The 19,579-nt window shown below is 71.7% G+C and carries 17 protein-coding genes; 11 read left to right on the top strand and 6 right to left on the bottom strand.

All coding sequences use genetic code 11. The annotated features are described in order from the left end of the window. The first annotated feature begins 29 nt into the window (after nucleotides 1-29). Nucleotides 30-665 carry a PspA-associated protein PspAB gene (gene pspAB / locus HW837_RS37870; protein ID WP_045555416.1) on the top strand — a complete coding sequence of 212 codons (636 nt, stop codon included), beginning with the start codon at nucleotides 30-32 and terminating at the stop codon, nucleotides 663-665. Between the two features lie 49 nt (nucleotides 666-714). On the opposite strand, the gene HW837_RS37865 is transcribed toward pspAB, so the two are convergent. Next, a complete protein-coding gene (locus HW837_RS37865) occupies nucleotides 715-1,002 on the bottom strand; it encodes a hypothetical protein (protein WP_045555417.1) in 288 nt (95 codons plus the stop codon). A 198-nt stretch (nucleotides 1,003-1,200) separates the two neighbouring features. On the opposite strand from HW837_RS37865, the gene HW837_RS37860 reads away from it, so the two are divergent. Beyond that, nucleotides 1,201-2,136 carry a phosphotransferase family protein gene (locus tag HW837_RS37860; RefSeq protein ID WP_177261666.1) on the top strand — a complete coding sequence of 312 codons (936 nt, stop codon included), beginning with the start codon at nucleotides 1,201-1,203 and terminating at the stop codon, nucleotides 2,134-2,136. Nucleotides 2,137-2,603: 467 nt separating this feature from the next. Here the strand turns inward: HW837_RS37860 and HW837_RS37855 are convergent, their stop codons facing one another. Then, nucleotides 2,604-3,251, bottom strand: coding sequence for a DUF4360 domain-containing protein (locus tag HW837_RS37855; protein ID WP_045555418.1), 648 nt, complete (start codon nucleotides 3,249-3,251; stop codon nucleotides 2,604-2,606). 253 nt (nucleotides 3,252-3,504) lie between these two features. After that, entirely contained in the window at nucleotides 3,505-3,819 is a 315-nt protein-coding gene (locus tag HW837_RS37850; protein WP_045555419.1) for a hypothetical protein, read from the bottom strand. A 176-nt stretch (nucleotides 3,820-3,995) separates the two neighbouring features. Here HW837_RS37850 and HW837_RS37845 point away from each other — a divergent pair, with 176 nt between their 5' ends. From HW837_RS37845 to HW837_RS37820, 6 genes are all read left to right on the top strand, one after another. Continuing rightward, a complete protein-coding gene (locus tag HW837_RS37845; RefSeq protein WP_045555811.1) occupies nucleotides 3,996-4,355 on the top strand; it encodes an arsenate reductase family protein in 360 nt (119 codons plus the stop codon). Nucleotides 4,356-4,518: 163 nt separating this feature from the next. After that, nucleotides 4,519-5,217: an RlpA-like double-psi beta-barrel domain-containing protein gene (locus HW837_RS37840; RefSeq protein ID WP_045555420.1), complete on the top strand. Its 699-nt coding sequence runs from the start codon at nucleotides 4,519-4,521 to the stop codon at nucleotides 5,215-5,217. A gap of 302 nt (nucleotides 5,218-5,519) precedes the next feature. After that, entirely contained in the window at nucleotides 5,520-6,551 is a 1,032-nt protein-coding gene (glnII, locus tag HW837_RS37835) for a glutamine synthetase (RefSeq protein ID WP_045555421.1), read from the top strand. A 103-nt stretch (nucleotides 6,552-6,654) separates the two neighbouring features. Further along, nucleotides 6,655-7,593: a DUF6891 domain-containing protein gene (locus HW837_RS37830; RefSeq protein WP_045555422.1), complete on the top strand. Its 939-nt coding sequence runs from the start codon at nucleotides 6,655-6,657 to the stop codon at nucleotides 7,591-7,593. 335 nt (nucleotides 7,594-7,928) lie between these two features. Then, nucleotides 7,929-8,543: a winged helix-turn-helix domain-containing protein gene (locus tag HW837_RS37825; RefSeq protein ID WP_045555423.1), complete on the top strand. Its 615-nt coding sequence runs from the start codon at nucleotides 7,929-7,931 to the stop codon at nucleotides 8,541-8,543. Between the two features lie 582 nt (nucleotides 8,544-9,125). Beyond that, nucleotides 9,126-10,718 (top strand): DUF1996 domain-containing protein, encoded by a 1,593-nt coding sequence (locus tag HW837_RS37820; RefSeq protein ID WP_093788199.1) that lies wholly within the window; start codon nucleotides 9,126-9,128, stop codon nucleotides 10,716-10,718. 128 nt (nucleotides 10,719-10,846) lie between these two features. On the opposite strand, the gene HW837_RS37815 is transcribed toward HW837_RS37820, so the two are convergent. Continuing rightward, the gene (locus HW837_RS37815) at nucleotides 10,847-11,299 is read right to left on the bottom strand and encodes a hypothetical protein (RefSeq protein ID WP_045555812.1); all 453 of its coding nucleotides are present in this window, start codon (nucleotides 11,297-11,299) and stop codon (nucleotides 10,847-10,849) included. Between the two features lie 115 nt (nucleotides 11,300-11,414). Here HW837_RS37815 and HW837_RS37810 point away from each other — a divergent pair, with 115 nt between their 5' ends. The 3 genes from HW837_RS37810 (at nucleotide 11,415) to HW837_RS37800 (ending at nucleotide 17,546) form a co-directional block, all read left to right on the top strand. Next, entirely contained in the window at nucleotides 11,415-14,543 is a 3,129-nt protein-coding gene (locus HW837_RS37810; protein WP_193381701.1) for an alpha-N-acetylglucosaminidase, read from the top strand. 274 nt (nucleotides 14,544-14,817) lie between these two features. Continuing rightward, complete coding sequence (locus HW837_RS37805; RefSeq protein ID WP_193381700.1) at nucleotides 14,818-16,770, top strand: hypothetical protein; 1,953 nt, start codon at nucleotides 14,818-14,820, stop codon at nucleotides 16,768-16,770. 83 nt (nucleotides 16,771-16,853) lie between these two features. Further along, on the top strand, nucleotides 16,854-17,546 hold the full coding sequence (locus HW837_RS37800; RefSeq protein ID WP_078853254.1) for a TetR/AcrR family transcriptional regulator: 693 nt from the start codon (nucleotides 16,854-16,856) through the stop codon (nucleotides 17,544-17,546). Nucleotides 17,547-17,564: 18 nt separating this feature from the next. On the opposite strand, the gene HW837_RS37795 is transcribed toward HW837_RS37800, so the two are convergent. After that, entirely contained in the window at nucleotides 17,565-17,921 is a 357-nt protein-coding gene (locus tag HW837_RS37795) for a 5-carboxymethyl-2-hydroxymuconate Delta-isomerase (RefSeq protein ID WP_045555426.1), read from the bottom strand. Nucleotides 17,922-17,925: 4 nt separating this feature from the next. After that, nucleotides 17,926-19,533 carry a fused response regulator/phosphatase gene (locus tag HW837_RS37790; protein ID WP_045555815.1) on the bottom strand — a complete coding sequence of 536 codons (1,608 nt, stop codon included), beginning with the start codon at nucleotides 19,531-19,533 and terminating at the stop codon, nucleotides 17,926-17,928. Nucleotides 19,534-19,579: the final 46 nt, after the last annotated feature.

Raw genomic sequence — 19,579 nt, 5'->3', positions numbered from 1 at the left:
GTGGGTCCGGGAAGGCGGGCTGAGCGGGCATGGGGCTGCTGGACGTCCTCCTCGGCCGTACGAAGCCGGTCGCACCCGATCTCGACCGGCTCTTCGCCCTCCCCTCGGCCGCCGTCGCGCTGGAGGCGGCCGTCTCCCTCACCCCGACCGGCACGGGCGCGGTGTGCTTCGCGACGGTCGAGGGCGCGGCCTTCGACGGCGTACGGCGGGAGGTGCGGGCCCTGCTCGACGCGGACGCGGGGCGGACCGGGCCGCCGGTCGGGATCGAGCGGGACGAGTACGGCTACTCGTGGCTGGTCTCCCGGCGGGCTCCGCAGGACCTGCCCGCGCTGGTGAGCGATCTGCACGCGGTCAACAGCGCCCTGGAGAGCGGTGGCTTCGGGCCGCAACTGCTCTGCTCGGTCGTCGGGTTCCACCTCACGGGCGGGGACGGGAGCGAAGGCGGGGGCGGGGAGGTCGGTGCGGGTGACCGTGGCGGGGCGCGGCTCGGGATCGTCTATCTCTACAAGCGGGGGACGTTCTATCCGTTCGCGCCGCTGCCGGGTGGCGGGCAGCGGCGCGACAACGCGCTGGAGCTGCGGGTCCGGGCCGTACTCGGGGACGAGCTGCGGGTCGAGCCCGAGCTGAGCCGGTGGTTCCCGGTCTGGGGCGCCCCGGGGCTGTGACCTCGGCCCCGGGACGCCGTCACTCGCTGCTCCTTGCCGCTGCTCATGACTACTTCTTGCTCGTGTCGCGCTCCTGCCGACGGGTCTCGAAAGGCCGTTCGCGGCGGTAGCGGCGCTCCCACTTCGCCTGCTGGTCACGGCGGTCGCGGTACGCGCGGTAGGAGGCGGGCTGGGCCGAGCCGCCGGCCGCCGGGGGGCCCGACGGCGCCGAGCCTCCCCCCGTGCGACCGTGGCGGACGTACAGGTAGAGCAGGGCGACTGCGGCCAGCCAGAGGATGTTGTCGGAGAAACCCATGACGACCAGAACCGCGGTCGCCGACAGGATCACGGTGCCCATGACGGGACTCCTCGGGGCGTGGCGTGGGTGATGACCGTGCGGGGAAGAGTGGTCCCGGACCGGAGAACAGGGCCCGTCGTGCACGGGCCCGGCGTTCCGGGGGCCTTCGCTCCGCGTTTCCAGGATGCTCGTGCGGCGGGTGCCGGGGCATCCCATTTATCGGGGATGCCGACGCCACTCGTCGGCGATGCTGGCCGCATGACATTCGACGATCACGAGTGGGCGGCGACCCGTGCGTGGGTGGCCGAGCGGCTCCCCGCGGGCCGCTCCGTGCGGAACTGGGCCGATCTGCGCGGCGGTTGGACGTCGCGGATACGTCGGCTGGAACTCGACGACGGGACGGATCTGGTCCTGCGGTCGTTCGTGAAACCGTTCTTCCGGCTGCACGCGCCGGGGCTGCTGCGCCGCGAGGCCGAGATGCTCACCCTCCTCGCCCCGTACGACGGCATTCCCGCGCCCCTCCTGCACGCCGTCGACCCGACGGCCGAACTGACCGACCACCCCTCGCTGTTGATGTCCCTGCTGCCGGGGTCCGTGCGGATCGCGGAGGACGCGGACCTGGAGCGGCGGCTGGACCTGCTCGCCGGGCAGCTCGCCCGGATCCACGCGGTCGTACCGGAGGAACGGCCTCGCACCTACCAGGCCTGGACCTCTCCCGAACGGGTCACCACGCCCGGCGGTCCGCTGTGGGAACGGGCCGTGGACGTGATCCGGCGGGAGCCGCCCGCGTACGAGGGGTGTTTTCTGCACCGGGACTTCCATCCGGGGAACGTGCTGTTCACGGGCGCGGGCGCGCGTGGTGACCTGCGGGTCGGCGGGGTGGTGGACTGGGTGGAGACCTCGTGGGGGCCCGCCGATCTGGACGTGGCGCACTGCTCGACGGCGGTGGCGCTGCTGTACGGGGCCGGGTACGGGACGGGGTTCCGGGCGCGGTACGAGGCGCGGGGCGGGCGCCCGCTCTCGCGGGACCGGGACCACGGGTACTGGCTGCTGCTTGACGCGCTCGCGTACGCGCCCGACGCGGAGAAGCTGGCGGGACCGTGGCGGGAGCTGGGGCGGACGGATCTGACGGCGGAGGTGCTGGGGGCGCGGCTGGAGGCGTATGTGGGCGGGGTGCTGGAGCGGTACGCGTAGGGAGGCCCCCGGAGTGCCGGGCGTTGCCAGTGGGGGGCGGGAGGATGGTGGCGGAGGGCCCGGGTCGGTGGTGTTCGAGGCTCTCGGCGGAGGTGACGGCCTCGCGGGAGCGCCGGGGTTGCGGGGCTTCTCGCGCAGTTCCCCGCGCCCCTGAAAGCATCAGGCCCCTGCGGGCCTGAAAGACCCCGGCCCTGCGGGCCTGAAGGGCAACGGGGGCTGCGGGCCTGAAGGGCAACGGGGGCTGCGGGCCTGAAGGGCAACGGGGGCTGCGGGCCTGAAGGGCAACGGGGGCTGCGGGCCTGAAAAGCACGGGGCGCAGCCCCTGCTTTTCAGGGGCGCGGGGAACTGCGCGAGAAGCCCCACCGGGCCCGCGGACGAAACACCGACCCGAACACCGGGTGCCCAGGAACCAAACGCCGACCCGAACACCGGGTGCCCGCGCAGCGAGGGGCACCCGGCGCCGCGGCTCACTTCTCCGGGCACTCCTTCCAGGCCAAGTGATAGATCGTGCTGATGTCGCCGTCCGTCGAGTCCATCGTCATGAAGCTCGTGCTGCTCGCCGGCGACGACCCCCGGTTGACCCGCAGCTCGGTGTTGATGTTGAAGTTGCGCTCGACCCCGCAGGGCGCCCAGACCAGTTGGGCCCAGTCGGTCTCGTCCGTGGCCTGCCAGTTGTCCTCGAGCGGGCCGTTGAACGTGTGGGTCCGGGCCGCCGTGTCGGGGGATCCCTGGAAGTAGTACGAGGCCTTCTCCACACCGCTCGCGCCGCGCTGGAGGGAGGCGAAGCCTCGGTAGTCCACGCTGGCGATGGCGTAGGTGAAGCCGCCGGGCACATGGACGATCAGGTTGAGCTGGCAGTTCTTGCGGAACGCGGTGGACGGGGCGCCGCCGCCGACCTGGGCGAGGTAGTCGCTGTAGGTCACCGTGAACGCGGTGTTGTCCGGTGAGACGGCGACCGCGGCCGTGCCCTGGGGACAGCCGGAGCCGTTCACCGTGGCGACCTTGATGACGATCTTGTCCGGGGGCGGGTCCTCGAACGGGGACTCGGCCTGCGCGGGTAGCGCACTGGAGAACAGGGCGGCCACTGCGCCGCCCAGGAGGAGACCACGAACCATGGGGGGTTCTCCGATCTAAATGACGGTCATGCACATGTCAATAGACATGCGCGAGTGCCCCGCACTCTGTGAAACACCTGTGAAGACCGAGGGGCGACCGCATCGTATGGACCCCGGGCGGGCAGGGCTAGGGCGATCTCCGGCCAACCCTGGCGGCCGGAGATCACCCTTTCCCCCCGACGCACCGGTGCCGCCCACCCCTTGGGGAGTGGACGGCACCGACAGAGGGGACGGCCTCGGTGGCCGTACCGCGTCAGCGGCTGTAGCGCATCAGCGCCCGCACCATGTGGCACGTGGTGTCCGACGGCGGATGCACTCCGATGACCTCCGCCGTGCTCCGGATCGTCTCGTTGCGCGCCTGGTTCGGCATGTGGACGCCGGAGTCGAGCAGGGCGATCGCGAGGCGCATGGCCTTCAGACGCCGGTTGTGGGTGATGTACCACTCGCGCGGACGGCCCGGCGGCAGCGTGTGCTTCACCACCGGTGCGTAGGGCAGGTCGAGCAGTACCGGATGCTGGACGGTGGACTGGGTGGGCAGCGGCTTCGACTTCAGTGCGGCAGCGGGCAAGACATCCTCCTGTCGCGGTCTGGGCGCCGCCGGAAATCCCCCGTCGGCAACCCTCGAACACTGCTTCTATTTTACTACCCACCACTGACAATCGCCCCTGGCCAGAAGGGATCTGAGGGGTCTTGTGACAGGGGTGGAACACGGGTTTTCGGGGCCGGTTGGCTACGGTGGGCGGCATGGAGATCTGGATCAATCCGGCCTGTTCCAAGTGCCGCAGCGCGATCAGCCTGCTCGACGCCGAGGGCGCCGACTACACCGTCCGCCGCTATCTGGAGGACGTCCCGAGCGAGGACGAGATCCGTGCCGTACTGGACCGGCTCGGGCTCGAACCCTGGGACATCACCCGCACCCAGGAGGCCGCCGCCAAGGAGCTCGGCCTCAAGGAGTGGGCGCGGGACGCCGGTACGCGCGACCGGTGGATCGAGGCGCTCGCCGAGCACCCGAAGCTCATCCAGCGGCCGATCATCACCGCGGACGACGGCACCGCGCTGGTGGCCCGCACGGACGAGGCGGTGCGGGACGCCCTGTCCAGGTGACTCCAAGTCCAGGTAACTCTAAGTCCAGGTAACTCCAATGTGACGTGCGTTACTTGAGAGTTCCCTGTGACCGTTGAGTAGCTTCGTTCGGGATCTCGTACATAGCGGCGTACTCGTTCCGATCCGGCGGCCCGGCGAGGGTCACCGGGAACAGGAGGCGCGCATGTCGCGTAGGAGAACGCTCGGCACGAAGAAGAGGGTCGCGTTGTTCGTGACCGCGGCGGCGGTGGCGGGAGGCGGGGCCTTCGCCATGGCGGCCACGTCGAACGCGGCGCAGAGCGCGGCGGATTCCAGTGTCTGTCAGGGGCTGGCCACCGCGCTCGGCAACAACGAGCGGTTCATCGCGGACCAGAAGGCGAAACCCGACGCCCAGTCGGCGGCCCGGATCGCCAACCGCGAGGCGGTCATCGCCCAGATCAAGGTCCAGCAGGAGGCGTCGGACTGCGTCGTCGGGGAGTCGGCTCAGGGCTCCCAGGCGGCACAGCCCGCACAGCCGTCCGCGCCGGCCGCGGAGACCGGGGGGTCGGCTCAGGACCCCCAGGGCGACGAGGCCGCGGGGAACGCGGGTGGGGCCGCAGGCGCGGCCGGCGGGAACGCGGGGAACGCCGGTGCGGGCGAGCAGGTCTGCAACGGCTCCACCGTCACCCTCTCCGGCGAGGGCGGCGCCCCGGCCGCGTCCAGCAACCAGTTCCCGGCCGGCACGAAGCTGCGGGTGACCAACCTGGACAACAACAAGTCCACGACCGTGGAGGTCACCTCGGTCTCCGGCAGCTGTGCCCTGCTGAACAACGCGGCCTTCGAACAGGTCCGGGAACCCGGCAAGTTCCTGATCCGCCGCGCGCTGATCGAGAAGGTGGGGTGACCCGGGCCGGACCGGCGGGGGCGGACCCGCTCGTTACGGTGAGGTGAAGGGCAGGCGATCGCCGCCCGGGGAGGCCGGCCACCACGAACAGCGGTGGCCGGCCTCCCGCGCGCGTGCCACCAGCGCGTCCTCCGGGACGTGAGTCGCGCCACAGCAGCACCAGGTAACACGGGGTTCACATTCGAGCAATGACCGGGAAATCGCAGGTTGACAGGCTGCCCGGCATCAGCGCGGCGTTTCAGTGCCGCAGCGCCGCAGCACCCGCACATGCGCCTAGTGACCCACCCCGAAGGATGTGTCCCGTGACCTTCAAGGCTGAGTACATCTGGATCGACGGCACCGAGCCGACGGCCAAGCTCCGCTCCAAGACCAAGATCATCGCGGGTGCGCCCGCCGGTCTGGACGCGCTGCCGATCTGGGGCTTCGACGGGTCCTCCACCAACCAGGCCGAGGGGCACTCCTCGGACCGTGTGCTCCAGCCGGTCTTCACCTGCCCGGACCCGATCCGCGGCGGCGACGACGTCCTCGTGCTCTGCGAGGTCCTCAACATCGACATGACGCCGCACGAGTCCAACACCCGTGCCGCGCTGCGTGAGGTCGCCGAGAAGTTCGCCTCGCAGGAGCCGATCTTCGGCATCGAGCAGGAGTACACGTTCTTCCAGGACGGCTCGCCGCTCGGCTTCCCCAAGGGCGGCTTCCCGGCCCCCCAGGGCGGCTACTACTGCGGTGTCGGCGCGGACGAGATCTTCGGCCGCGACATCGTCGAGGCCCACCTGGAGAACTGCCTCGCCGCCGGTCTCGCCATCTCCGGCATCAACGCCGAGGTCATGCCCGGCCAGTGGGAGTTCCAGGTCGGCCCGGTCTCCCCGCTGGAGGTCTCCGACCACCTCTGGGTGGCCCGCTGGCTGCTCTACCGCACCGCCGAGGACTTCGACGTCGCCGCCACCCTCGACCCCAAGCCGGCCAAGGGTGACTGGAACGGCGCCGGTGCGCACACCAACTTCTCCACCAAGGCGATGCGCGAGGGCTACGACGCGATCATCACCGCGTGCGAGTCGCTGGGCGAGGGCTCGAAGCCGCTCGACCACGTCAAGAACTACGGCGCCGGCATCGACGACCGCCTGACCGGTCTGCACGAGACCGCCCCGTGGAACGAGTACTCCTACGGTGTCTCCAACCGTGGCGCCTCGGTCCGTATCCCGTGGCAGGTCGAGAAGGACGGCAAGGGCTACATCGAGGACCGCCGTCCCAACGCCAACGTCGACCCGTACGTCGTGACGCGTCTGATCGTCGACACCTGCTGCACCGCGCTCGACAAGGCCGGCCAGGTCTGATCCGCGGCAGCCGCACAGCGTTTCCCGCGCTTTCCGTGAGGGCGTCCACCGGTTCCGGTGGGCGCCCTCCGGCGTTGTCAGTGAGGCGTGCCAGGGTGGGGGCATGAAGAACGATCAGCTGGCCGTCAAGGTCGAGACGGAGAACTGGGAGAAGCACGCCCGGATCACGGCGGAGCGGCTGCGTGAGCTGGTGTGCCGGATCGGGGACCAGGGCGACCGCTTCCTGGTCGTGCAGCGGATACCGGACGTGCCGGACGTCTTCGTCCAGGTCTGGCACCAGCGGGCCGACGACGGCACCGACGGCGAGTACCAGCTGGAACACCGCGAGAGCCGCGACCGGTTCTTCGGGGCCGTGCTCACCGACCCCGAGCGGGTCGCGGACGCCATGACCGGCTGGGCGCGGCGGGCGGAGGGCTGGGACGCCGGCATCGAGTGGACGCCCGTCGAGCACGACACCCCCGAGGAGGTGCCGGAGCTCGACGACGACGTACGGGAGCAGATCGAGGAGCGGGTGCGGGAGTTGCTGCGCTGCGGGTACGACGACCGGGCGCGGCTCACCGAGACCGCCGAGGAGTACCTGGTCGAGGGCGACCACCGGCCCGTCTCCCCCGCGCAGGCCAGGCAGCTCGTCGACCGGCTCTGGGTGGAGCGGCTCGCCGAGCAGGACACCTGGGACGGGGTCACCGACCCCGAGCGGCTCACCCGCGCCTTCGAGGCCCTCCAGGGGGCCCACGGCATCACGGCCCGGGAGAACTTCACATGCTGCCGCACCTGCGGTACGAGCGAGATAGGCGCCGAAGGCCCGCCGGACGCCCGGGGATTCGTGTTCTTCCACTCCCAGTGCGCCGAGGGCGCCGCCGCCGGGCACGGACTGATGCTGCTCTACGGCGGCTTCGACGGGTCCGCCGAGACCACGGCGGCGGTCGGACGGGACGTCGTCGCGGCCCTCGACGCGCAGGGGCTGTCCACCCTCTGGGACGGCGATCCCGGCACGGCCATCACCGTCACCCCGCTGGACTGGCGGAAACGCCTGGTCGGCTGAGGTCTTGAGGGACTTCCGCCGGGTCCGGGAGGTGTCCGAGACGTGAGAGGAGACTGCTGCTGCGGGCGTGTGTCTGCTTCAATGGATCCATGGCCAGCTTCCAGAACCGACGTGCGACGGGTCGCCATGACCTCGAGCCCTTCTGGCCTTCCCGTCAGCACCACGACTTCGACCGGGTGTGTTGCCGCGCGATGAACGCGCCGGCCCTCTAAAGCCGTACACCCCGGCCTTCGGTCGGCGCGGAAACGACGTACGTCCCTCGGCGGGTCACCGACCACGAACTCGGTCGCCGAGGTCTCCCGGACGAACCTCTCGCGCGAAAGAGCTGACCTCTCATGGCGAACACCCGTTCCCTCTCGACCGCCGCCCCGCTGACCGCCGCGTCGGGCTCCGCCACCGTCGCCGTCCCCTCCCCCGAGCCCTCGCCCCGCCACCGGCTGCGTGCCGTGGGCCGGGAGGAGGTCGTGGACATCACCGACTTCCTGCCGCCGGGTGCCACCTGGCTGCCCGCTCCCCAGCACACCCTGCCCACGCTGCCGGGCCGGCCGCCGATGATCGGTTACCTGGTGCTCGTACCGGCCGACCAGCAGCCGCCGGTACTGCCGTTCGCGGTCGCGGACGACACCGCCTCCGCCTCCGCCTCCGTCGAGGTCGGGGACGAACTGATCCACGTCGACACCGCGCAGCGCACCGCGCGGGTCGACGGGCGGCCGCTCGACCTCACCTACCTGGAGTTCGAACTCCTCGCCCATCTGGTCGCCCACCCGGGCCGGGTGCACACCCGCGACCAGTTGGTCACCACGGTGTGGGGCTACGGGCATGTGGGCGACGGACGGACCGTCGACGTCCACATCGCCCGGCTGCGCCGCAAGCTCGGCGCGGAGTTCCGCCAGGCGATCCGGACGGTCCGGCGGGTCGGGTACAAGTACACACCGCCGCTGGGCCGTTGACGGCGGATCCGCGCCTCGGGGCCGCCTGGTGGGGCTCCTGAGCGCGGATCTCCTGGCCGCGATCTTCTGAGAGCAGTTCCGTGCCGTGGCGTCCGCCCTGCGGGCAGAGTCGGCGGTATGAGACTTCTGATGCTGGTTGACATCCTCCCCCTCTTAGAAGAGGGGGATTCCAACCCATATGGGCTGAGGTTCACGGACGCTCGACCGCTGGTTGGGCGGTGTCGTCCCTCCGGCACCGGCTGTCCGCCGGGGGCGAGGGATCCCGCCCTGTCCTGCCGCGAGGGCGGGTGCGGTTCGGCGGCAGAACGGGCAATCGGCGCGCGGGCGGCGGTTCTCGCGTATCTTGACCAGGGCCGCCGAAACGTTCCCTTCCTGGACCCCGTCCGGGAGCCGCACCGCGCACACGCCGTAGACGGGCGACAACTCCCGGTGTTCCATGGGGTGTTGAAACCAGTTTGTCCCACGAATCTCTCATCAATTTCTGAGTCGTCTGAACACTCCTGGGACTCACCGCGTACTTGATGGAGCCGCTTCACTCCTGTCGGGCGCCTCGATGCCCCGCAAGGAAGTCAGAGGAGTTCCATGGGACGCAACACACGCAAACGACGTTCGCCGCTGGCCGTCCGGGCCATTGCCGCATCCGCGGCGCTCGCGGTCGCGGGCGGCGGCCTGGTCTGGGCGAACTTCTACGCCTCAGCGGGTGAGTCGAAGTCCGGTCAGAACAGCACGCTGGCCTCCGCGCAGGTGGCCACGATCGACTGCCCCGACGTCGGTCAGCAGCTGACGAACGTGCCCGAGAGGGCGCGCAAGGGTGTCGCCAAGGAACTGGCGCTGCTGGACCAGCAGATCACCGAGGCCTACAAGCGCCTCGCCGACACGCGCCAGGCCCAGGCGGGAGACGCCGGCTTCGTCAACAACGCCATCATCAGCCCGCTCCAGTCCAAGCGAGTCGCCACCCTCGACCGGATCGGCATCAACATCCGGAACGCGGGCGGGCAGGTTCCGCAGGGCATGGACCAGCTCGCCGGCTGCAAGGGCGTCGCCGACCCGAACCAGGTCAACGCGGGTGAGGGCCAGGACCAGGGCGGCAACAACGACGGCCAGAACCAGGACCAGAACCAGGGCGGTGACGGCCAGAACCAGGGTGACGGCCAGAACCAGGGCGGCGACGGCCAGAACCAGGGTGACGGCCAGAACCAGGGCGGCGACGGCCAGAACCAGGGTGGCAACGGCCAGGGCGGCAACGGCCCGGTCGCGGGCGACTTCATCGACATCAACCAGGTCCAGCCGAACGGCGGCCCGAAGGGTGTCGGCGGCAACGGCCTCGCGGCCAACGGCGACGGCGGTTCGACGGGTTCCTTCACCACGAACTGCGGCACCAACGAGAACGAGCTCCGCAACTCGGACAACGTGATCGTGGCCCCGGGTGTCAGCAACGGTGCCCAGCACCAGCACGACTACGTCGGCAACCAGAGCAACAACGCCTTCGCGAGCGACCAGGACCTGGCCAACGCGCAGACCACCTGCCAGAACCAGGGCGACAAGTCCTCCTACTTCTGGCCGGTCATCCGTCTGCAGGACGGCACCAACGACATCGACGCCAACGCGCCCGGCGGTGGCCAGGACGGCAACGTCGGCAAGATCGTCGAGCCGAGCCAGGCCGAGCTGAAGTTCGTCGGCAACAAGCAGAGCGACGTCGTCGCGATGCCGACCGCGCTGCGCATCATCACCGGTGACGCGAAGTCCTTCGTGAACGGCCTGAACAACGCCAACACGAACTGGAGCTGCACCGGCTTCGAGGACCGCGTGGTGACGGACAAGTACCCGATCTGCCCGCAGGGCAGCTCCGTGGTCCGGACGTCCTTCTTCCAGAGCTGCTGGGACGGCCAGAACATCGACAGCGCCAACCACCGCACGCACGTCGACTTCGTCGAGCAGAACGGCAGCTGCTCCAACGGCTTCCAGGCCATCCCGCAGCTCCAGGTCCGCCTGGTCTACGACATCCCGGCCCCGTCCGTCCAGAACGGGCAGCTGCAGAACGCGTACGCGATCGACTCCTTCCCGGACCAGCTGCACAAGGCCATCACCGACCACAACGACTTCATCAACTTCTTCGACGAGAACACGATGAACCAGGTGGTCGACTGCATCAACAGCGGCCAGGACTGCCAGTAGTCCTGAAGCAGCCACAGTCATCCTGAAGCGGTGACGAGGAAGCCGGCGGTGGGAATCCCACCGCCGGCTTTCCGTTTCCCTCGCGGTCGGTCGGCCGCCGTGGCCGCCGTCAGCCGCCGTGGCCGCCGTCAGCCGCTGTGGCTGCCGTTGTTGTGGCTGCCGCCGGGGTTCATGTGCGCGGACCCCTCCTGCACCTCTCCGCCGAGCGTGCCCTGCAGCCCGCCCACGGTCTTCTTCTCGCCGACGGCGACCCACTTGCGGCCGACGAGGTAGTACCCGCCGTAGTCCTTGGCGCCGGCGAGCCACTCCGCCTGGCCCCGGTCGGTGGCGAAGGTCGCGAGGACGAACTTGCCGTCGAAGTCGCCGTCCTTGTTGGTGCAGAGGGCCTGGCGGATGGTGTCCGCGTCCGTCTGCATGTCCGGCTTGCAGCCGACCTCGCCCGCGATGTGCTCCAGCGTCCCCGTCGCCGTCTTCGGGACGGCGGCCTCGGCGTCGTCGCCCGAGCCGCAGCCGGTCAGCAACAGCAGGGCCGCGACCGCGCCGGCCGCGCTCCCCGCAAGGCTCTTCCTCGTCAAGCTCATCCGTACCTCCGCGTCCATTCCGGCGACGTGAACTCGCCAGCTCCGTGCGCACCGTTGTTCACGGACGGTCGCCCCGTTAGCGTGCCGCCACTGTCGACACAGGGGGCACACAGACATGAACAGTCCGTCGCGACGCACGGTGCTGGGCTCGGCCGGTGTCATCGGCCTCGGAACCTACCTGCAGTGGTCGGCCCCGGCCCACGCCGCAGAGAGCCCCGGCGAGGGCCCCGCCTTCGATACGGCTCCCGCGCGCTCCGCGCTCAATCGGCTGCTGCCCGGCCACGCCGGACAGTTCCGGCTCAGTCTGCTCGACCGCAGCGGAACCGTCGACCGGTTCCGGGTCACGGGCACCACCGGAAGCATCCGGGTCCAGGCCACGACTCCCGCCACCCTGCTCATGGGCGTCCACTGGTACCTCAAGTACGTCTGCGGGGCGCACCTGGCCTGGAACGGCGGCCGGCTCGACCTTCCCAAGCGCCTCCCGGCGCCCGCCCGCCCCCTGGAGAGATCCACCGCCCTCCCCCACCGTTTCGCGCTCAACGACACCAACGACGGCTACACCGCCCCGTACGCGGACTGGCCCTACTGGGAGCACCAGATCGATCTGCTGGCGGCGCACGGCTGCAACGAGGTGCTGGTCATCGCGGGGATGGAGGCCGTCTACCACCGGCTGCTGAAGGACTTCGGCTACTCCGACGAGGAGTCCCGGGCCTGGCTGCCCGCGCCCTCGCACCAGCCCTGGTGGCTGCTGCAGAACCTCTCCGGCTACGGCGGCCCCCTCTCCCCCGAGCTGATCGCCCGCCGCGCCGCCCTGGGCCGGCGGATCGCCGACCGGCTGCGCGACCTGGGCATGTCGCCGGTGCTGCCCGGCTACTACGGCCATGTCCCCAAGGAGTTCGTCCAGCGCAACGGCGGTGACGCGCACGTCGTCCCGCAGGGCATCTGGCACGGCTTCGAACGCCCCGACTGGCTCGACCCGCGCACCGACACCTTCGCCCGGGCCGCCTCCTCCTTCTACGGCCACCTTCAGGACGTGTACGGCAAGGCGTCCCACTTCAAGATGGACCTCCTCCACGAGGGCGGCACCGCGGGTGACGTGCCCGTGCCGGACGCGGCCCAGGGCGTGGAGCGCGCCCTGCAGAAGGCCCACCCGGGCGCCACCTGGGTGATCCTCGGCTGGCAGGAGAACCCGCTGCCGGAACTCCTGGACGCCATCGACCGGTCGAAGATGCTGATCGTGGACGGTGTCTCCGACCGCTACACCAGTGTCACGAACCGCGAGCGCGACTGGGGCGGCACCCCGTACTGCTTCGGCACGATCCCCAACTTCGGCGGCCGTACGACCATCGGGGCCCGCGCGCACCTGTGGAACGACAAGTTCTTCGCCTGGCGGGACAAGGCGGACAGCGCGCTCGTCGGTACGGCGTTCATGCCGGAGGCCACCGACCGCGACCCGGCGGCCTTCGAGCTCTTCTCGGAACTGGCCTGGACCCCGAAGAAGATCGACCGGGCCGCCTGGTTCTCCTCGTACGCCGACTTCCGCTACGGCGGCCGCGACGACGGTGCCCGCAAGGCCTGGCGGGCGCTGCACGACACCGCCTACCAGCAGCAGGCCGTGGAGCGCAGCGACCCGCACGACTCCCTGTTCTGCGCCCGCCCCGACCTGGCGGCGGACCGGGCGGCCGAGTACGCGCCGCGGACCCTGACGTACGACCCGGGCCGCTTCGACGCGGCCCTCGCCGGGCTGCTGGGCGTGGCGGGCGGGCTGCGCCGCAGTCCGGCGTACCGGTACGACGTGGTGGACGTGGCCCGGCAGGCGCTCGCGCACCGGAGCCGCCAGTATCTGCCGCAGCTTCGGGCGGCCTACCGGCGGGGCGATCTCGCGACGTTCCGTGCGCTCTCCACGCTCTGGCTGCGGCTGATGCGGCTGTCGGACGAGGTGACGGGGACGAACACGGCGTTCCTGCTCGGGCCGTGGGTGAACGACGCGCGGCTGATGGCCACGAACGACGCCGAGCGGGCGGAGTTCGAGCGGACGGCGAAGGTGCTGATCACGGTGTGGGGCGGGCGGGCCACGTCCGACACGGGGAATCTGCACGAGTACGGCAACCGGGAGTGGAACGGTCTGATGGCTGACTTCTACGTGCCGCGCTGGCAGAAGTGGCTGGACACGCTGGAGGACGCGCTCGCCACGGGGACCGCTCCGGCGGCCGTGGACTGGTTCGCGTTCGAGGAACCGTGGACGCGGGAGCGGAAGGACTATCCGGCGCGGCCGGTGGGGGACGCCTACCGGACGGCGGCGCGGGTGCGGGACGTGCTGGCGCGGGCGCCGTACCAGGGGTTGCTCACCGTCACGGCCGACCCGCCGGTGCTGCCGCCGGGCGGGCGGGCGCGGCTGTCGGCGGTCCTGCGCAACGTCAACGGGCTGCGGGCCACCGGGCGGGTGGACTTCGCACTCGGCGGCTTCGCCGGGACGGCCGAGCCGCAGGGGCCGACATCGTTGGCGAGCGTCCCGGCGGCGGGCTCGGGGACGGTGCGCTGGCGCGCGGACGCGCCGGACGCGCCGCTCGACCGGCCGCTGCGGCCACTGCCGTACACCGTCACGGTCAAGTACGGACCCCGGGGTGAGAGCCGGGTCGAGGGGCGGTTCGACGGCACGCTCTTCGAGGCGGGGCCGCTGGACTCCGGGTGGCGCACGTACACCAACAACGGGGCGGTCTTCGGGCAGTTGGGGGACCGGTTCGGGATCGACGGGGGCGGGGCGGACCTGTGGCGGGGCACGTCGGAGTTCGGCACGCTCTATCGGGCGGGGGCGCTGCGGGACGGGTCGACCGTGACACTGCGGGTCGACTCCCAGGCGGCGACCGGGAACTGGGCGCGGGCCGGGATCGTGGTGCGGAACAGTCTCGGTACGGCCGGGTCGGCGGGGTTCCTGAATCTGGCGGTCACTCCGGCGAACGGGGTGGTGTTGTCGTACGACAGCACGGGGGACGGGACGCTCGACACGTATCGGCGGATCACGGGGGTGAAGGCGCCGGTGCTGTTGCGGTTGCGTCGGACGGGGGTCGGGGCGTTCACGGGTGAGTGTTCGACGGATGAGGGGGCGAGCTGGCGGGTGGTGGCGTCGGTGGTGGTGCCGGGGGGCTTGGCCGGGGGGCAGGATGTGGGGCTCTTCATGAGCGCGACGAACGGGGGGAGCGGGGCGCGGGGGTTGGTCGAGTTCAGCGGGTGGTCGCTGGGCTGACCTCTGGGTTTCGGGTGCGGGCGCGTGGGGGCTGGTCGCGCAGTTCCCCGCGCCCCTGAAAAGCAGGGGCTGCGCCCCGTGCTTTTCAGGCCCGCCGCCGGTCGCCTTTCAGGGCCACGGGGGCCTGGTCTTTCAGGGGCGCGGGGAACTGCGCGAGAAGCCCCACCGGGCCGCAGCCGCCGACGAAACAGGCACCCCCTCCCCACTGGGCGCCCCGGCCCACCCCAGTGGAACGGCGTGGTGACCATCTGACCTATCGCTCGTTTTGCTGAACGTGCAGTCACAGGATGTCGCCCCGCGCCCCGCAGCTTCCCGTGCTCAGGAGTCGGTCGTGGACGTCGAGCAGGCGGAGGCCGCGCTCGTCGAGCACTACCCGCGTCTGGTGCGCATCGCCTATCTGACGTTGCCGCCGAGCCTGGGCCGCAACCGTCGAGTGCTGACGGCGCACGCGTTGACGCAGCGGGCGCTGCCGAGGGGCCGCGCGTCGGCCCCGCTGATCCCGGCCCAGGCGACGGGCACGGGCACCGCGGCGGGTCGCGAGCGCAACCCCGGGTACGCCTACGTCCGGCTCCAGGTGGTCCGCACCGCCCTGGAGGCCGGTCTGCCGCTGCGCCGCAGGGCATGGCCGAAGCGCTCCCAGTTGCCGCCGCTGCTGCCGCGGGTGTGGGGGCTGCGGCTCTTCCCCCGCTCGGGCGGCGCCGACGAACTGGCCCTGGACCAGCGGCTGTCGGCGCTCTCACCGGCGGCCCGCGCCGCCTATGTGCTGCGGGGCCTGGAGAAGCTTCCCGACCCGGTGGTCCGGGCTCTCCTCGAAGAGGCCGGCGTCGGTGATCCGGCCGCCGCGCTGCGGGAGGCCGACTCGGTGCCGGCCCAGCAGTACGCGTTGCTCCTCTCCCCCGAGTACGACCCCTGCTCGCTGCACGCCCGCCCCACCGATCTGGTGCGCCGCCGCCAGCACACGAGGGCCGCGCTGGCCGCCACGGCCGCCGTGGTGGTGTGCGGGGCGCTCCTCGGCCTGCCCGGCGACGGGTGGGGTCCGGACGGCGCCGCCGCACCCCCGTACGCGCGCAATCCGGCGGCGCAGGCGGCCCTCGATCCGGGCAGGTTGACGACGGCGACGGCCACGGCGTGGCGGGAGACGGGGCGCACCGACTTCAGCACCTGGCCCGCGCGCGGCGGTCTCGTCAAGGACAGGGCCCTGCTGCGGCGGGCCCTCGCGGTCTGGGCCCGCCCCGGTGAGTCCGTGCAGGTCGCGGTCACCCTCGGCACCCAGGCCGGTCCCCCGCCCGGCCCGCCGCACCTGCTCTACGCGGGCGTGGTGGACAACCTCCGGGTCGTCCTGCTCCACGACGGCCTCCGGATCGCCCGGTACGCCGAGCCGCTCGACGACCCGGACATGGCGGCCCTCGACCTGACCCGGGTGGACGGGGCGGCCGGCGCCGGCGCGAGCGCCCTGGTGCTGGGCCGGGTCGACGGCAACGTCCGCTATCTGACGGCCCCTTGGGTGCGCGAGGCGGCCGTACGGGACCTGGCGAAGGCCGACGGACGGGTGCGGCGGCTGGCGCTGGCGAAGGACGGGACGACGGCGCCGTTCGCGAGCCCGGCGGTGCGCGGCGGGAACTGCACGTCGTGGGACGTTCTTCAGCTGACCGACGCCGCCGGAGGTACGCGGTTGTTGAGCGATCTGTCCGAGGTGGTGCCCGCGCATCTCACGGTCGGCCGCCCGACGACCGTGCCCGCCCGTGACGCGTCCGCCGCGCCCGCGGCCTGGGCGCCGTTCGCCTGCTCTCTCGCCGCCGTGCGCTCGCAGGGTGTGCGGACCGTCAACGCCTGGCGGTTCGCCCGTCAGCCGCTGCCCGACGGCAGCGGCACGGCCGACTGGGTGTGCACCCGCACCGAGACCTGGCGGGGCGCGGGCACCCGGGCGATGACCCAGTTCAACACCCCCGTCGGCGCGTATGTCACGGCCGCCGCCGACGAGGTCCCCGCCTGCGGCCCGGCCGACCCCCATGTGCTGGCCGCCGCCCCCTGGAAGTCCGCGGCCGGTGTCTCCTATCTGCTGGCCGCCGGCGGCCGGGACACCGTCTCCGTCGAGCTGAGCGGCGGGGCGAGCGGATCGGCGCAGGGCAATCTGCTCGCCGTACCCGTCGAGGAGGGCGCCCAGGCTGAGTTGAAGGGCACGCTGGCGAACGGCCGGGAGATCGGCGGGCTTCAGCAGGCCCGGTGACCGCGAGACCGGTGACCAAACGGTCGAACACCTATACGCTATCCAGCCGATGTCCGGCTGGAATGAATCGGTAAGGTGTTCGTATGCGAACCGGTGTGCGCCGCAGGATGGGTGTGGAGGAGCGGCGGCAGCAGTTGATCGGGGTCGCCCTCGACCTGTTCAGCCGGCGCTCGCCCGACGAGGTCTCCATCGACGAGATAGCGTCCGCGGCGGGCATCTCGCGCCCGCTCGTGTACCACTACTTCCCGGGCAAACTCAGCCTGTACGAGGCCGCGTTGAAGCGTGCCTCCGACGATCTGGCGAACCGTTTCGTGGAACCCCGCGAGGGCCCGCTCGGCGCCCGGCTGCTCCGGGTCACCCACCGGTTCTTCGACTTCGTCGACGAGCACGGCCCCGGGTTCTCGGCCCTGATGCGGGGTGGCCCGGCCGTCGGCTCGTCGCGCACCAACGCCCTCGTCGACGGCGTACGGCAGGCCGCCTATGTCCAGATCCTTTCGCACCTGGACGTCGACACCCCGCCGGCCCGCCTCGAACTCGTCGTCCGCTCCTGGATCTCGCTCGCCGAGTCCACGGCCCTCATCTGGCTGGACGGCCGCCGCATCCCGAGACACGAGCTGGAGATCCAACTCGTCCACGACTTCGCGGCCCTGGCGGCCGTGAGCGCGGCACAGGACACGGAGATGGCGGCCCTGCTGCGCGGCATGCTCGCCGACGAGCCGGTGGACGGCCCGTTCAGCGAACTGGCGGGACGCCTGGTGGCTCTGGCCCGCGGCTGATCCTCGGCTGGATCTCGCCTAGACCTCGAACTTCCGGTACGACGGATCGAGGTCCCGTACCTCCGCCGACGCGTGGAACGCCAGCCCCTCCCCCACCTTCACGTGCTCCCGCAGCAGTTCCAGCACGTTCTCCGTCAGCGTCACCTTGGTCTCGTCGGTGCGGCCCGCGAGCAGCCCGAGCGTGACGTGCACGATGGCGTGGCCGTCGAGGTCGGGTCCGACGACCGTGTCCTCGGTGGCACGGAACTGCGTCTTGCAGGCCTCCGGCTTCGCGGCGGCGGTCCGCACGACCTCCTCGTGCAGGGCCTTGGCGAACGCGGGCCGGTCGAAGCCGTCGGAGAGGACGGCGGAGTAGTCAACAGTGATCTGCGGCATGAGGTCACCCTAACCGCAGCCGCAACGCCAGCATCGCGATGTCGTCCTCCCGGTCCCGGCCGAAGCAGTGCAGCAGGGTGTCGCACAGCGCGACCGTCCCGTCCGGGGCGTCCGCGGCGGCGGCCCGCAACTGCTCCAGGGAGAGCGAGAGATCGATGCCGCGGGTCTCGACGAGACCGTCGGTGACCATGAGCAGCCGGTCCGTCGGCCACAGCACCGTCTCCGTCGGCTCGGGCCGTTCGAGGCCGAGCCCGAGGAGCGGCCCGGCGGCCTTCACATACGCGGCCTCGCCGGAGTCGCGGACGATCAGCGGCGGGATGTGGCCCGCGTTGGCGACCCGCACCCGCCCGCTGTCCGGCTCGACGAGGGCCAGACAGACGGTCGCGGTGACATCGGGGTGGTAGTGCTGGAGCATCCGGTCGAGCCGCCCGGCGAGCGCCGCGGGGTCGGACTGCTCCACGCAGTAGGCGCGCAGGGCGTGCCGGATCTCCACCATCACGGTGGCCGCTTCCAGGGAGTGCCCGACGACGTCGCCGACGGCGGTGAGGACGCCGCCGGGGGTGGACAGGGCCGCGTAGAAGTCACCGCCGATCTCGGTCTGCCGGGACGCGGGCACATATCGTACGACGACTTCGAGGCCGGGGAACTCGGGCACCCGCTTGGGCAGGAAGCTGTGCTGGAGGGTGAGCGCGACATGGCGTTCGACCTGGTACATCAGCAGGGGTTGCGCGGCCAGCGCGGTGGCCTGCGCGAGGCGGGCGACCAGCCCCGAGGTGTCGGAGGCCGTGCGCCGGGTGTCGTGCTCGGGGGTGGCGACGCAGACGGGCGTGCCGCTCTCGGTGCGGGCGAGGACGAGGCGGGCGTCCTCGGTGACGCCGGGCCGGAAGAAGCCGGCGGGCCACAGCGGCGCGGGCACGACGGTGTCGCGCGGGCCGGGGTCGCCTTCGGTGACACGGCGGATCAGCCGGGCCACGGCCTCGTGCGCGCCGGCGTCGGGCAGGGTGGTGCGGGCCCTGGCACGGGAGGTGCCGCTGTAGAGGTGGCCGTCCTCGCCGAGCACGAACACGGCGGCGGGCGACCGGGTGAGCCGGGCGGCTCCCTCGGCGGCGGCCCCGGCCAGCTCCGCGAGGGTGCGGGCGGCCTGGACGTCGACGATGGTCTCGGAGAGCAGGGTGAGCCGTCGTACGAGGGCCTCGGCGCCGTTGCGCATCCGGGCGCCGCGGACGGCCGCGCGGACGACCGCCTGGATCTCCTCCGGTTCGGCGGGGACCGTCAGATAGGCCTCGCCGCCCGCGTCGAGGCCCCGGCAGCGGTCACCGGGGGCGACGGAGGCGGCGGAGAAGTGGACGACGGGCAGGGCGGCCGTCGGGGGCCGCGCCTTGAGCCGGCGGCAGAGTTCGAACCCGCTCATGTCGGGGAGGCCGACGTCGACGAGGGCCACGTCCGGCAGGACCCCTGAGCGGAGGCGCACGTCGAGTTCGGCGAGGGCCTCGCCGGCGCTGGCGACGGGGACGACGCTGTGCCCGGCTCTGCGCAGCACCGCGCCCATCGCGTACCGGCTGGCGGCCGCGTCGTCGACCACCAGGACCGTGGTGCTTGCTTCGTCGGCCATCAGGCTCATGAGGCTCTCGTCGTCGCCGGCGCACGGATGGTGCGGG

This window comes from Streptomyces caniscabiei (assembly GCF_014930365.1).
Taxonomy (GTDB): Bacteria; Actinomycetota; Actinomycetes; order Streptomycetales; family Streptomycetaceae; genus Streptomyces; species Streptomyces caniscabiei.
The sequence above is the reverse complement of the archived record's forward strand: the minus strand, read 5'-3'. Positions and strand labels throughout refer to the sequence as shown.